The 14179-nt window shown below is 55.8% G+C and carries 13 protein-coding genes; 8 read left to right on the forward strand and 5 right to left on the reverse strand.

All coding sequences use genetic code 11. The annotated features are described in order from the left end of the window. The first annotated feature begins 23 nt into the window (after positions 1–23). From P0119_11820 to amrB, 6 genes are all read left to right on the forward strand, one after another. Positions 24–1148: a hypothetical protein gene (locus tag P0119_11820; GenBank protein ID MDF0666742.1), complete on the forward strand. Its 1125-nt coding sequence runs from the start codon at positions 24–26 to the stop codon at positions 1146–1148. Then, positions 1145–2416 (forward strand): hypothetical protein, encoded by a 1272-nt coding sequence (locus P0119_11825; protein ID MDF0666743.1) that lies wholly within the window; start codon positions 1145–1147, stop codon positions 2414–2416. The genes P0119_11820 and P0119_11825 overlap by 4 nt, the downstream gene beginning before the upstream one ends. Next, positions 2413–3063 carry a hypothetical protein gene (locus P0119_11830; protein ID MDF0666744.1) on the forward strand — a complete coding sequence of 217 codons (651 nt, stop codon included), beginning with the start codon at positions 2413–2415 and terminating at the stop codon, positions 3061–3063. The genes P0119_11825 and P0119_11830 overlap by 4 nt, the downstream gene beginning before the upstream one ends. Positions 3064–3136: 73 nt before the next feature. Beyond that, complete coding sequence (locus P0119_11835; GenBank protein MDF0666745.1) at positions 3137–3961, forward strand: hypothetical protein; 825 nt, start codon at positions 3137–3139, stop codon at positions 3959–3961. A gap of 10 nt (positions 3962–3971) precedes the next feature. After that, entirely contained in the window at positions 3972–4730 is a 759-nt protein-coding gene (locus P0119_11840; protein ID MDF0666746.1) for a hypothetical protein, read from the forward strand. 56 nt (positions 4731–4786) lie between these two features. Next, complete coding sequence (amrB, locus tag P0119_11845) at positions 4787–6022, forward strand: AmmeMemoRadiSam system protein B (GenBank protein ID MDF0666747.1); 1236 nt, start codon at positions 4787–4789, stop codon at positions 6020–6022. 208 nt (positions 6023–6230) lie between these two features. Here amrB and sthA read toward each other — a convergent pair whose 3' ends face one another. The 5 genes from sthA to accC form a co-directional block, all read right to left on the reverse strand. Next, a complete protein-coding gene (gene sthA / locus P0119_11850) occupies positions 6231–7634 on the reverse strand; it encodes a Si-specific NAD(P)(+) transhydrogenase (GenBank protein ID MDF0666748.1) in 1404 nt (467 codons plus the stop codon). Positions 7635–7725: 91 nt separating this feature from the next. After that, entirely contained in the window at positions 7726–8412 is a 687-nt protein-coding gene (gene tpx / locus P0119_11855; protein ID MDF0666749.1) for a thiol peroxidase, read from the reverse strand. Between the two features lie 28 nt (positions 8413–8440). After that, entirely contained in the window at positions 8441–9451 is a 1011-nt protein-coding gene (locus P0119_11860) for an alpha/beta hydrolase (GenBank protein MDF0666750.1), read from the reverse strand. Beyond that, complete coding sequence (gene oadA, locus P0119_11865) at positions 9426–11381, reverse strand: sodium-extruding oxaloacetate decarboxylase subunit alpha (GenBank protein ID MDF0666751.1); 1956 nt, start codon at positions 11379–11381, stop codon at positions 9426–9428. The genes P0119_11860 and oadA overlap by 26 nt, the downstream gene beginning before the upstream one ends. Before the next feature lie 44 nt (positions 11382–11425). After that, positions 11426–12844: an acetyl-CoA carboxylase biotin carboxylase subunit gene (gene accC, locus P0119_11870; GenBank protein MDF0666752.1), complete on the reverse strand. Its 1419-nt coding sequence runs from the start codon at positions 12842–12844 to the stop codon at positions 11426–11428. A gap of 408 nt (positions 12845–13252) precedes the next feature. On the opposite strand from accC, the gene P0119_11875 reads away from it, so the two are divergent. Both P0119_11875 and P0119_11880 read left to right on the forward strand, forming a co-directional pair. After that, a complete protein-coding gene (locus P0119_11875) occupies positions 13253–13840 on the forward strand; it encodes a sigma-70 family RNA polymerase sigma factor (protein MDF0666753.1) in 588 nt (195 codons plus the stop codon). A 16-nt stretch (positions 13841–13856) separates the two neighbouring features. Beyond that, positions 13857–14123: a zf-HC2 domain-containing protein gene (locus P0119_11880; GenBank protein ID MDF0666754.1), complete on the forward strand. Its 267-nt coding sequence runs from the start codon at positions 13857–13859 to the stop codon at positions 14121–14123. Positions 14124–14179: the final 56 nt, after the last annotated feature.

Raw genomic sequence — 14179 nt, forward strand, 5'->3', positions numbered from 1 at the left:
GTTGCTCAGTCCTGCTGAACAAGATGGCTCATTCATACACACCTGGTTTGACAGTCACCGATCAGACGGTCGTTCACCGACGGCGCATGTTGCCTCTGCCCGGAAAAATATTAGTCCATGTCGGTGACAGAGTCCGTTCCGAACAAGAGGTGGCCCGAGCGGAGTTGCCGGGAAAAGTCTTTCCAGTCAATCTCGCCAATCAACTCAGCGTGGCCCCTGGTGAAATCAGAGAGTATCTGACCAAGAAGGAAGGCGATGTTGTCGAAAGGGACGAGATCCTCGCCGAGAACAAGCCGCTGATCAAATGGTTTAAGACGGAGATTCATTCGCCGGTGGCGGGCACGATCGAATCGGTGTCGACCGTGACCGGGCAAGTCCTCTTGCGCGAGCCTCCACGGGTGCTTCAGCTGCTTGCCTATGTGGACGGAACGATCATCGAAACGATTCCGCAGCAGGGTGTCGTCGTCGAGACAACTTGTAGCCTCGTCCAAGGGATCTTCGGCATTGGAGGGGAGACCTCCGGTGAGATTGTGATGGCAGTGCAGGCTCCTGACAAACCCCTCACTCCAGGTCATTTCACTTCGATCATGCAGGGTAAAGTCGTGATAGGAGGATCGTTCCTCTCATCCGAGGCTATGAAACAGGCAAAGGCGGTTGGTGTAGCAGGCCTGGTCGTCGGGGGGATTCATGATGAAGATCTGCGCGCCTTGTTGGGGTATGACCTTGGCGTGGCCATCACCGGAACGGAACAGGTCGGATTTACGTTGATCCTGACGGAAGGGTTCGGGACGATTCCGATGGCGACCAAGACATTCAAGTTGCTCTCAAGTCATGCTGGCCAGAAAGCGTCGATTTCCGGCGCCACACAGATCAGAGCCGGGGTGATTCGTCCTGAGATTATTGTTCCGCAGGGAGACAGACATGCAAAGATGACATCTCCGCCCCAACGGGAAGGAATCAGCCTCGGAGATCCGGTCCGGATCATCCGTGATCCGATGTTTGGGCGTATCGGCGAAGTGTCGGCGCTTCCGTCCGAACTCACCAGGATTTCCACAGAGAGCGAAGTGCGAGTATTGGAAGTGAGGTTTTCTGATGGGCAGAAGGTGGTTGTTCCACGGACGAACATCGAGGTGATCGAAGGGGCATGAGGTCCTTTACCCAACCCTCAAGTGTTCTGCAAAAGGCCTATGCGGCGCTCTGGAGGCTGGTCTGTTTCGTGTGCGTGACTTCTCCGATGTTCGCACAGGCAGCGCTGACGGCTCCTCAAGATGTGCACGTCTTCGATACGCCGAGCGATGGAGGAGGGAGCCTCACGGTACAGTGGGCTCCCGCGCCATGGGATGGCCTTGATGTCCGCTATCAGGTCTTGGTCGGCGATGCCTCCGCAACTGATCCTGCGACTTTCTCAGTCGTCGCGGAGTTCCCGGCGAACAGCAAGTATGTCAAGGACACAAAAACGGCCTGGTGGACAAGGAACGTTGACAAGTCGTGGCATCAGACGATCATCAGAAATGCCAAAGGCGTGCAGGTCAAGGATGGCACGTCCTATGGGGTTGCGGTGGCAGCGGTGCAAGACGATCGGCGGATGTTCAGCCCGATCTTAGTGGCCACTCCTTCGCCTGACTGGTTCAACTGGAATCAACTCAATAATCTTATTATTGCGATCTCGTTCGGAGGGTTGGTCTTCTACACGATCAGTCATGCGAAACGGAAGGAGATCTTTCTGCGTCGCATTCCAGGGCTTGATGCAGTGGATGAAGCCATCGGACGAGCAACGGAACTAGGCAAGCCGATTCTGTATCTGACCGGCGCGCACGACCTGCATGATCCTTCGACGATCGCTGCCGCGGTCATCTTGGGGAAGGTCGCGAAAAGGGCTGCGCTGTACGAAACGGAGCTGATGGTGCCCCATCGCGAGCCGATTACGATGGCGGTCTGCCAGGAAATTACTAAGCAGGCCTATCTGGAAGCAGGGAAGCCTGATCTCTTCAAGGAGGACGCCAACTTTTTTATCACTGCCGATCAGTTTAGCTACACAGCGGCTGTGGACGGCATTATGCTGCGGAAGAAGCCGGCCGCCAATTTCTTCATGGGGGCGTATTTTGCGGAAGCCTTGCTCCTGACGGAAACCGGCGCCAGCACCGGCGCGATTCAGATTGCGGGAACTGACTCGGATCACCAGTTGCCGTTTTTCGTGACGACATGCGATTACACGTTGATCGGTGAGGAACTCTACGCTGCCAGTGCATACCTTTCCAGAGAGCCGGTCCAGATCGGAACGCTTCGTGGTCAAGACATCGGGAAGGCCGTGATCTTGGGTATGCTTGCTGTCGGAACGGTCTTGGCGACGGTCGGAGTCGTCACCGGTGCGTCATGGCCGCAAATCTTTCTCGATCTCTTCAGGGACCTCAAATGATCTTCCTGCGCCGGCAACTTCCACTCTTGATCACTTTGATTTCTGGGTTGCTGTTCGCCGGCCAGTACTATGTGCCGCATCCGGCCTCGGAACAGATGCTCACCTCTGCCACAAAGTGGCTGCAGATCATCGGGGGATTCGCATTGATCTTGGGCGTGACCAGTCTCTTTCATCAACATGCGGTCAAGATCAAACGGCAAGAGGCGGGATGGGGCTATAGCCTTGTCTTGTATGTCGGCATGTTAGGAACGATTGCCGTCGGGCTGTGGGCCAACGGAAAAGAGAGCGTCGATGGGGCCATGACGGCATTCGGCTGGGTATACAACTTCATGATGGTGCCGCTGCAAGGCACGATGTTCGCCATCCTGGCATTCTTCATCGCATCGGCTGCCTACCGTTCGTTCCGGGCCAGAAGTCGTGAAGCGGCGGTGCTCTTGGTCGCAGCGGTGATCGTCATGATGGGACGGGTGCCGCTGGGTGAGTACCTGATTCCCCTGAGCGGCGATGTGTCTTCCTGGATCTTGAATGTACTCAACGCCTCTGTGCGCCGGGCTATTCTGATCGGAGTCAGTCTCGGAGCCGTGGCCTTGTCGTTCAAGATTATTTTCGGCGTCGAACGGTCATATCTCGGTGGTGGGAAGGAGTGAGAGGAGACGTGAATCGTTATTCGTTAACCACAAGCAGATCTGCGATTAACGATTTACGAACAACGGTCCCACGATGACCTTCTCGGAACGCATGCTTCAGATCGATCGGCGGATCATTTTCCTGGTGATCGGGCTCTGCACACTCTTGCCCTTGCTCTATCCGGTCGGTTTGCCGATCAAGATTACCTCGGAAGTGCGCGCCGTGTACGACCATATCGAGTCGCTGCCGGAGCACTCGGTTTTTCTCCTCTCGATAGATTTTGATCCCGCATCAAAACCCGAACTGTACCCGCAAGCTATAGCCATACTGCGCCATGCCTTCAGAAAAAAGCTTCGCGTGATCACCATTACACTCTGGGTGTCCGGTACCGGGATGGCTGATCAGTTAGTCACACAAGTCGCCAAAGAAATGGAGAAAGCATACGGAAAAGATTATGCCTTTCTCGGATGGAGTCCGGGAGGGCAGGCGGTGATCATCAATATGGGGCAGGACCTCTATTCGGCCTTTCCCAGCGACTATGGCGGCAAGGCTACGAAGGACTTGCCGGTTTTGGACGGTGTGCGAAGCTTAAAAGATATTACATACCTGGTCAGCCTGGGAGCAGGGAAGCCCGGAGTCGAAGAGTGGTATGTCTTCGGCAAAGACAAATACAAGTTTGAAATGGGCGGCGGATGCACGGGAGTCATGGCTCCGGGGCTGTATCCGTTGCTACGGAGTGGGCAGATCAACGGTCTCATTGGCGGTCTCCGTGGCGCAGCGGAATACGAAAGTCTCATCGGTCAGAAGGGTAAGGCTGTGGCCGGAATGGATGCACAGTCCGCCACGCATTTCGCCATCATTGTCCTGGTGCTCATGTGCAACGCATTCTACTTTTCGCTGCGACAGCAGAGAAAGTGAAGCATCAGCGATGACCATGCCGTTTGAGTTGATCGTGGGGGCTTGGGTTGCAACCGGCTTGACTCTCCTCATCTTCACGTTCCTGTACAAGGACAACCCGCTGTTCAAACTGGCGGAGCACCTCTACGTCGGAGTCTCCGTCGGGTACATCATCGTCAAGACGTACGACACCGTGATTGTCCACTTGGTCGTCAAGCCGATCGTGGAAAATGGTGAGGTCGCTCTTCTGATTCCGGTCGCCATCGGGATGCTCATGTTGACTCGATATGTGCCGAAAGCAGCCTGGATGTCCCGGTACGCGTTCGCCCTGATCGTCGGAATGGGGGCAGGGCTGGCGATTCCGAGAACGATTTCCTCGTTTATTCTAAAGCAAGTCGAGGATACGGTGAGACCGTTGCTGTCGCTTACAGGGCCGGACGGCATGAGGTTCTCGATGGATGTGCTCAATCCTTCCAGCAACCTCAACGCGATCATCATCCTGCTCGGGGTCAGCTCAGTCCTGTTCTACTTCTTCTTTTCGATCGAGCATAGTGGGTTGGGAAAGGCGGTCGCGCGAACCGGCATCATCTTCCTGATGATTGCTTTCGGCGCGGCTTTCGGGTACACGGTCATGGCTCGCATGTCGCTCTTGATCGGCCGATTGACGGATTTGATCGAATTCTCCGATGCCTCGTACGGTCGGCCTGCCATCTGGTTACTGATTCTTATTGTTGGAGCGCTCTTCGTGCTCGCTCGGCGGAGACCAGATCATCCTCCTGATACTCGATAGGTTGGTCGTGGCCTTGGTTGCAGCAGCGCCAGTCCGTCCCCTACAATGTCTCCGCTATGATATCCGGTGCCGCAAAATCACCCGCGCAATATCCAGTCCTGCGGAACTTGCAATTTTCCCCCATCAAGCAGGGGGACGATCAGCTGATCGTGCTCTGGGACCCCAGAGGCTTGAGCAAAGAGAAGCTCGTCTTGCCGTTGAACTTGTTTTTCATCGTGCAACATTTCGATGGTGAACATTCACTACAAGAAATCGGTGCGTTGTACCTGAAACGGTTCGGTGAGTTTCTGATGCCGAGTAAAGTGGAACAACTGGTGGCGGATCTTGAACAAAAGCTGTTCTTGGAAGGGCCAAGAACCGAGTCGGCACGGCAACAGGCTTGTATTGTCTATCGGCAACAGCCGGTCCGACAGGCAGCTTTTGCCGGGCGAGGCTACGAGGCGGATGGCGCCAACCTGCGGAAGCAGATCGACGGCTTCTTCACATCAAGCGACGGGCCGGATTTCAAACCGTCGGAGCATCAGGGTAAGCTGATCAAAGGCCTGGTCGTTCCGACCTACGATCTGAAGCAAGCAGGGCCGGTCTATGCATGGGCATACAAAGAGTTACAGGAAGCCCAACAGCCTGATGTCTATGTTCTGATCGGGACCGCCCATGCTGGGCTTGAAAACCTCTTTGCTGTCACGGACAAGAATTTTGAGACCGCGCTTGGTGTGGTGCCGGTGAACCAGCCGATCGTTACTCGCCTCAAGGCGGTTGCGCCGGAGTGCTTCGAGGAAGACATCGCTCACCAGTCGGAGCATGCGATTGAATTCCAGCTGCCGTTCCTTCAAACCATTATCGGCAAACCCTTCTCGATGATCCCCATTCTGTCGTCGTTTTCCGCGCTGAGCCTGAATGATCCAACCGTTCGGAACTCAGTGAATCGATTTCTCACTGCCTTGCGAGACACAATTGCGGTCTCTGGAAAGACCGTGTGTGTCATCGCGGCAGGGGAGTTGGCCCACCTCGGCCTCCGCTACGGCGATAGCGCTCCACCGACCGATTTTTCCTTCCACCGCTCGATGCAGCATGACTTAGAAATGTTGAAACAGGTCGAGGAACTCAAGCCGGAGGGATTCGCCGACTACATCAGAAAAGAAGGCGATCTACGGCGTATCTCCGGCTTCTCACCGATTTACAGCTTGTTACGATTGGTCCAAGCGGAAAAGGGACAGGTCCTGCGCTATGATCGCGGCATCACTGATCAATACAACTCCACCGTGACCTACGCCAGCATGGCGTTCTTCTAATTCCAGATTTGTCTCATTCGTATGATCATAGCGAGCGTTCGGCCTACACATTCACTCCGCTGCAGACTCCGAACGGGGTGCCTTGTAAATATTGGCCGTGCCTCCAACTACCTCGTTCTGTCCCAGAACCAGGAAGCCTCCAGCGTACCTCCTGCTTACGAACTGGCTTAATTACCTCACTCAAAATTAGTTGGGTCAAGTTCCGACGTTATAGGTAGGGAATCCAGGTTCTCGGTGAGCGATTCATGCCGTCGAGTGCGGCGACCTTGTAACATTCCGCCAGCGTCGGGTAGTTGAAGACCGTATCGATAAAGTAATCGATCTTGCCGTGAAAGGCCATGACGGCCTGGCCGATGTGGATCAGCTCTGTGGCCCCTTCGCCGATGGCATGGACACCGAGCAGATGTCTGGTGTGTCGGTGAAACAGCAGTTTGAGCATGCCGGTTTCATCGCCGATGAGTTGTCCACGGGCGATTTCTTCGTAGCGGGCGATGCCGACTCCATAGGGCATCTCTGCCTCTTTGAGTTCTTCCTCGTTTCGCCCCACCATGGAGATTTCTGGAATGGCATAGATGCCGTAGGGGAGGAGGGAGGTGTCGGTACGCTCCGGGTGGCCAAAGGCGTGACAGGCGGCATGACGACCCTGCTGCATTGACGTCGATGCCAAGGCTGGAAAGCCGACGACGTCGCCGACCGCATAAATGTGGGGAATCGCCGTTTGGAAGTGTTCGTTGACAGTTAAGCGTCCGCGCTCATCCGGCTTAAGGTCGATGGCGTGGAGATTCAGCGATTGTGTCGCCCCAACGCGCCCGATGGCGTACATGAGTGTCGATGTGTGGACCGCACGGTTGTTCTGCAACGTTACTCGGACGGACTTGTTCCATTCTTGCTTGATCGCGAGCACTGCTTCGTCATGATACAGGGTCACTCCCATGTCTTTCATTCGTTGCTGGAGCGTTTCAATGATCTCAGGGTCCACAAACTCCAACAGCCGCGGCCGTTTATCGATGAGGGTGACGGGGGTGCCCAAGGCGGCGAGCATCGAAGCATATTCCGTTCCGATCACACCGCCTCCGACGATCACGATGGAGTCGGGAATGCGTTTGAGGGTCAGGAGTCCGTCCGTGTCGATGACGGTCAGGTCGTCGAATGGAATGTGTGACGGCCGAGCCGGCTCCGTCCCCACGGCAATGACGATGAAGTCCGCTGTCAGCTCAAGCGCGCCACGATCCCTTTGAATGCGCAGGCGATGCGGATCAAGGAAACTGGCCGAACCGAGAAACATATCGACCTGATTCCGGGCCATCTGATTCTGCACGGTCTGGATCTCGTGCTTGATGATGTGGTTTGCGCGGAAAGCAAGGTCTTCGATCGTGATTTTCTTTTTTAAGCGGTATTCTTCCCCATAGATGCTTCGTTGACGAAATCCGGAGAGATAGAGCACCGCTTCGCGGAGGGATTTGCTTGGAATGGTTCCGGTGTTGATGCAGACCCCACCGACGACCGTCTTCCGTTCGATAATCCCGACCTTCTTGTTCAGCTTAGCCGCCTGAATAGCAGCCTTTTGACCGGCTGGTCCTGTGCCGATGACAAGTAAATCGTAATGAGCCATTGATATGGGAGAGGTTCAGGTTAGGGCTGGGTCATCCGCCTCGCTCAACCCTCGTCCTCAACCTTAGCCTTCACCTGAGCATTGCACAAACTCAACTCTCCGTCACCAATCGGCGAGCAAATTGTAGGGCTTCTTCCATATCCGGGAGTTGCGTGAGTTCCGGGGTGATTTGCAGATAGCGAATGGTGTTCGTCTTATCGACCACCATGACCGCTCTCGTCAAAATGTGTGGGACTTCCAGGAAGAGACCATGGGTTTTTCCGAACTCGGCCCCACGGTAGTCGGACAGGAAGGTGACATTGGCGATGTTGGCTTCCTTGGCAAACCGTTTCTGGGCGAAGGGCGTATCGACGCTCACGGTGATGAGTTCCACCATCCTATCGAGACCTTTATTCCGCTCGCTCAGAATATGCGTTTGTTGTTCGCACACAGGGGTGTCCAATGAGGGGACCACACTGATGACGCGGACTTTTCCGACGCCTTTGGTCTGCGCGATGTTCACGAGGGATAAGTCGTTCTGCGCCACGTTCACGTCCCGCAGTACGTCGCCGACCTTCACGCCGTTGCCGGAAAGCGCCAGCGGGCTCCCTTTATATAAGACGCTGTTGCCTTCGCCTGCGACAGCGCTTCCATCCGCCACCGGCATCTTCTTGTAGGAAAAGCCGGCGCCGGTTGATCCTCCCATCGCCTGACATCCGGCGAGGCCAAGCGCAAGGCACAGGGTGCCGATGAAACCAGCATTGTCTATCCGCATCATACGCTCCTTTCTGAGGATCATGCGTGGGGATTCCTCCCACGCGATCTATTCAGGGTAATAGTTGAATATACGCGATCAACGATCGGTTCACCAGGTCCGGGCGTTCCCATTGCGGCATATGGCCGGCATCGGGAATTCTGACGAACTGGGATCCACGAATCCGATGGTGAAGTTCTTCACCCACGGCGAGAGGGAACACCCGGTCGTCTTCACCCCAGATAATCATGGTTGGGTGGGTGATGGAGCTGAGGCGTGGGGCAAAATCGGCTTCCCAGGAGGGGAGGGCGTTTCTCACGGCCATAATAGGTTTGATGGTGCCGGGGCGCCGGCGATTACGATTGGACCGTTCGATCACGGCCGGCGTCAGGAGGTTGTGGTCGTGGACGATTTCCTTCAAGACGGACTCGGTGACCAGCCCACCGAACAGCCAATTACCGAAGGAGACGAGCCAGGAAGGGGCTCGAGATTCCAGGGCTTGCTTGAATGAACGACTGGTGAGCTTGGCCAGGACATGAGAGGGTAACCCGTCGATGAGCACGAGTTTGTCGACACGGGTCGGATGGATCAATGTCATCCCAATCGCCAACCCAGCGCCCATGGAATTACCGATGAATGTGGCGTGAGGGATCTGCAAGGCGTCCATGAATCCGATACAAAAGTCCAACATCTGATCCGGTAAGTACTCAATGTCCGGCTTGTCTGACAATCCGGAACCGAGTAGGTCGAGCGTCAGGGTACGGAAATGTTCAGACAAGGCATGTTGCTGATGTTCCCATTGCCACATGGATCCGCCGAAACCGTGGATCAAGATGACAGGCGGACCTGTACCGACATCGAGATACGCGATCCGTTGATCATGCACGAGAACGGTGTTGATCGGAATGCGTTCTATCGGCGTCCGTTCTAACGTTTCGAAATATGACGGGATCTGTATGGGCTGGGCACAAGCGGTCATGAAAGACGATACGAGGCACAGGACGAGCAGCGCAAGTCGCTCTGGTCCGCATGATACGGAGATCGAGCCGACGCTGGAATTATTCCAGTTGAATGACCGTTTCATCCGTCTTCACATTGTCACCCTCGGCAGCCAAGATCGCGGCGACTCTCCCATCGATCGGCGCCGGCACTCGGCTTTCCATCTTCATCGCTTCGATAATCAACAGGGGATCGCCGGCCTTCACCCGATCGTCGACTGCAACCAGGATTTTCACCACTCGGCCCGGCATGGGTGGAGCCACATCACCCGCTTTCGAAGGTCTGGGACGTTTGGGTTTTCCTCTCGATTCAGTCTCTTGCGACTCCGGGACACCGGCAAGCACTTCTTGAATTGGTTCGAGCGACACTTCTTCGAGCTTATCGTTGACACGGATGTAGTAGGGCTTACGTCCGTCGATCTTACGGCCAGACCCCGAAACCTTCACATGATAGGTATCACCATGCACCGTCACATTGAATTCCACAGGCGCCAAGTGCAGCTCGTGGGCGATGGCGGGCCCTTTCGCCGACCCCAATTCGAGCGGTTCAGGGGTTAAGTCGCCTCTCTCGCGGTCTTCGAAAAAGTCCCGTGCGATGTTGGGAAACAGGACGAATGACAGCTGGTCCTCGATGCTCTGGGCCGACTCGGGCAGTTCTCTTTTGGCGTCGTCCAATTCCGGCTCCAACCGATCGGCCGGTCTGGTCTTGATCGGGGTTTCGTCGCCGGTTGCACGCGCCATCACATCGAGATCGACTTGGCCTGGCGCACGGCCGTAGAGTCCCAAGAAATAATTCTTGGTTTCGGTGGTGATGACCTTGTATCGCTCACCGGTCAGCACGTTGAGGGTTGCCTGGGTTCCGACGATTTGGCTGGTCGGGGTGACGAGCGGAGGATAGCCCATGTCTTTCCGCACCAGCGGAACCTCGTCGAGGACCTCCTTCATCCGGTCCAGGGCATTCTGTTCTGTCAGCTGGGCGGCCAAGTTCGACAGCATGCCGCCGGGAATCTGCGACATGAGGATCTCTGCATCCACGCCGGTAAAGTCGCTCTCGAACTGGCGATATTTGCGGCGAACCGTTCGGAAGTGCTCAGTGATCGGCTGGAACGATGCGAGATCCAGGCCCGTATCGTAGGGCGTATTCTGGAGTGAAGCAACCAGCGTTTCCGTCGCAGGGTGGGAGGTTCCTCCTGCCAACGGAGAGATGGAGGTATCGAGCATGTCGAGGCCTCCAAGGATCGCCATCAAAGAGGTCATGGAGGCCATACCGGACGTGTAATGCGAGTGGAGATGAAGCGGGACCTTGACGGCGGCCTTCAGCCGACGCACCAAATGGTATGCGTCGAGCGGAGCCAACAGTCCGGCCATGTCCTTGATACAAATCGTATCTGTTCCCAGATCTTCCAACCTCCTGGCCAAATCCACGAAACGGTCGATGCTATGGACCGGGCTGACGGTGTAACAGATGGTGGCTTCAGCATGTTTTCCGCAGGCTTTCACTTCACTCACGGCCCGATCGACATTCCGTACGTCGTTGAGGGCGTCGAAGATGCGGAAGACATCGATGCCGTTCGTGGCCGAACGTTCGATGAACCGCTCCACCACGTCGTCGGCGTAATGTCGATAGCCGACGAGGTTTTGCCCTCGCAACAACATTTGAAGCTTGGTGTTGGGCATGGCGGCCCGCAGGGCTCGGAGCCGTTCCCAGGGATCTTCTTTTAAGAAGCGCAAACAGGTGTCGAATGTGGCGCCCCCCCATACCTCAAGCGACCAATAGCCGACTGCGTCGAGCTTTTGTGCGATGGGCAGCATGTCTTCCGTGCGCATGCGTGTCGCCAATAACGACTGATGGCCGTCTCGCAGCGCGACATCCGTGATCAGGACCGGCTTGCCGGCGGCCGGGGTAATCGTGAACTCGCCGGGGAGCGCCGGGGTACTCTTGGCGGTCTTGATCGCCGGAGCAGGCGATCTGGTCTTTTTCTGCGGTTTCCTTGTCGGTGGTCGTCTCTTCGCCATGATGGTTAGTACATCCCTTCGGGAAGCAGCGGGGTTTGTTCGAATTAGAGCCCTTCGTAGGCGGCAATCGCAGCCGACAGCGCCAACACCAGATCCTCCGGTTGCACAAACTCGTGGTACGAGAACAATTCAGGGTGGGTGTCGAAATACGACGTGTCGAAACGTCCTGCAATAAAGTCCGGTTCCTGCATGATCGCTTCCATAAACGGGATCGTTGTCTTTACTCCGCGCAGCACATATTCTTCGAGCGACCGCCTCATGCGGCTTACGGCTTCTTCCCAGGTGCGGCCTCGAACCGTTAACTTGGCCAGCAGCGCATCATAGTAAGGTGGGATTGTGTAATCCTTGTAGACCGCACCGTCGATGCGGACACCGATTCCACCAGGAGAGAGGTACGCCGTGATCGTGCCCGTGCAGGGCAGGAAATTGTTTTTAGGGTCTTCCGCATTAATCCGGCATTGGATGGCGTGGCCCTGGAGGATCACGTCCTTTTGCTGGATGCTGAGCGGCAGGCCGGCCGCGATCTTAATCTGATTTCGCACGATATCGATGGCCGTGATCTGTTCCGTCACCGTGTGTTCGACTTGGAGGCGAGGATTCATCTCGATGAAGTAGAACTTGCCTTCTTGATCGAGCAGAAACTCCACGGTTCCCGCGTTGTCGTACTTCACCGCGCGTGCGATGGCGATGGCGGCATTGCCCATCTCGTCCCGTAACTTCGGTGTGAGAATCAACGACGGTGCGATTTCAATCAACTTCTGGTGACGTCTCTGGATTGAACAATCGCGTTCATTTAAGTGAATGATATTTCCGTGGCGATCCCCCAGTATTTGGAACTCGATATGGTGCGGCCGCTCGATATATTTTTCGATGAAGACGCTGCCGTCTCCGAAGGAGGCTTCGGCCTCGCGCGAAGCGACGTCCATGTTCTCTCGCAGCTCATCGTCTGATCGGACCACGCGAAGCCCGCGACCGCCACCGCCGGCGCTCGCCTTGATCATGACCGGGTAACCAGCCTTTTTTGCGAAGACCAGGGCTTCTTTTACACTGGTGATGGCGCCATCCGTACCGGGCACAATCGGAATGCCGGCCGATTCGGCGAGCTCGCGCGCCTTGACCTTGCTGCCCATCAGGGTAATGGCGTGGGTAGAAGGGCCGATGAACGTGATGCCGGAAGCCTGGCAGAGTTCAGCGAATTCCGCATTTTCAGCAAGAAACCCGTACCCAGGATGGACAGCATCGGCGCCGATCCGTTTGGCCAAGTCGACGATCTGGTTGCTATCCAAGAAACCCTTCACCGGCCCGGGCCCGACGAGGTAGGATTCGTCCGCCTTCTTCACATAGATCCCGGTCGAATCCGCTTCGGAATAGATGGCTGCTGTGGCGATGTTCAATTCGCGGCAGGCGCGGATGATCCGCATGGCAATCTCACCGCGATTAGCGATTAAGATCTTCTTGAACATGTCCTACGCTCGGGCCTTCTCTCGTGGAATGAAGTGAACGGTAAAAATGCATGCGTACGCTAGCATAGGATCAGAATGTCTGTCGAGGGTAACTGCCACATCGACGGTCAAGAGTGGCCATCGAAACGAACCGATTGCGCCGGGTCGGTCGTCGAGCGATTGATCGCTGCCTGATTCCCTGTTTTGCAGGATGCCCTCGTTTGATCGGTGAGGCTCCTTAGCCTGGCAAGGTGGCTTATCAGGGAGTTGACTTGCCGCGCTGACGACGACCGAATGGGTCTTGCATAATCACTCTTTTCCCCCATCAGGAACTTTTTCTTGCCTTGTACGTCTTAGTAGTTGAACAGAGAAATTGATGGAGCTGGATCGACATCACGTATGCCTCCAGAATTGAAAGGATCCCGTACCTTGGCACAAGACGATGATCGCCGGGTGTTTGAGGAGAAGGTGACTGGCCTTCTGGATCAGGTCTACGGCGCCGCGCTTCGGTTGGCCAAAAACAGGGAGGATGCGGAGGATCTGGTGGCTGAGGCCGTCTCCAAGGCATGGGCTTCCCGGCGTTCACTCAAAGATCCGGACAAATTTCGGTCCTGGATCTTCCGAATCTTGACGAATACGTTCATCAGCGGCTGTCGCAAACGGGCGGTCCGCTCTCAGGCCGAAACATTCGAGGAACATCGGTCCGATGCGAAGACCAGCTTCTCGCTCTTTGAAGAGCTCCACCAGCCGTTCCTGCTGTGGTGGGGAAACCCGGAGAAGGAGCTTCTCAATAAACTGCTTTCCCAAGACATCGAAAAGGCAGTGGATGCTCTTCCGGGGGTCTTCCGAATGGTGGTCGTCCTATCGGATATGGAGGGGTTTTCGTACCAAGAGATATCCGAGATCCTCAGAGTCCCCGTAGGAACCGTCCGTTCCCGGCTGTCCAGAGGACGCGGGCTGCTTCAGAAAGCCCTATGGGACCATGCCAAAGACGCCGGACTGATCAAGTCTCGATGATGGAGCGAGGTTATTGATGAAAAAGGTGAAGCCTATTGGATGTGAAGAAGCCTTAAAGCACTTGCTGGCCTATCTCGACCAGGAGGTTGGAGCAGTGACGCACCGTGAGGTGGAACAGCACCTCGAGATCTGCCGGACCTGTTTCTCGCGGGCGGAGTTTGAGCGATCACTGAAGATCCGTCTTCGAGAGGTGGGTCGGGGAACGATGCGATCCTCATTTGAGAAGCGGATCAAAACCCTCTTTGATCAGTTCACAACCAAGCAGAAGCGAGAAACGCCATGATTGCTTCGCAGGAACTTGTGCTGCCGGCCGATCGATGGAATCGGTCCGACTGTTCA

The sequence above is a fragment of the Nitrospira sp. genome (assembly GCA_029194665.1).
Lineage (GTDB): Bacteria > Nitrospirota > Nitrospiria > Nitrospirales > Nitrospiraceae > Nitrospira_D.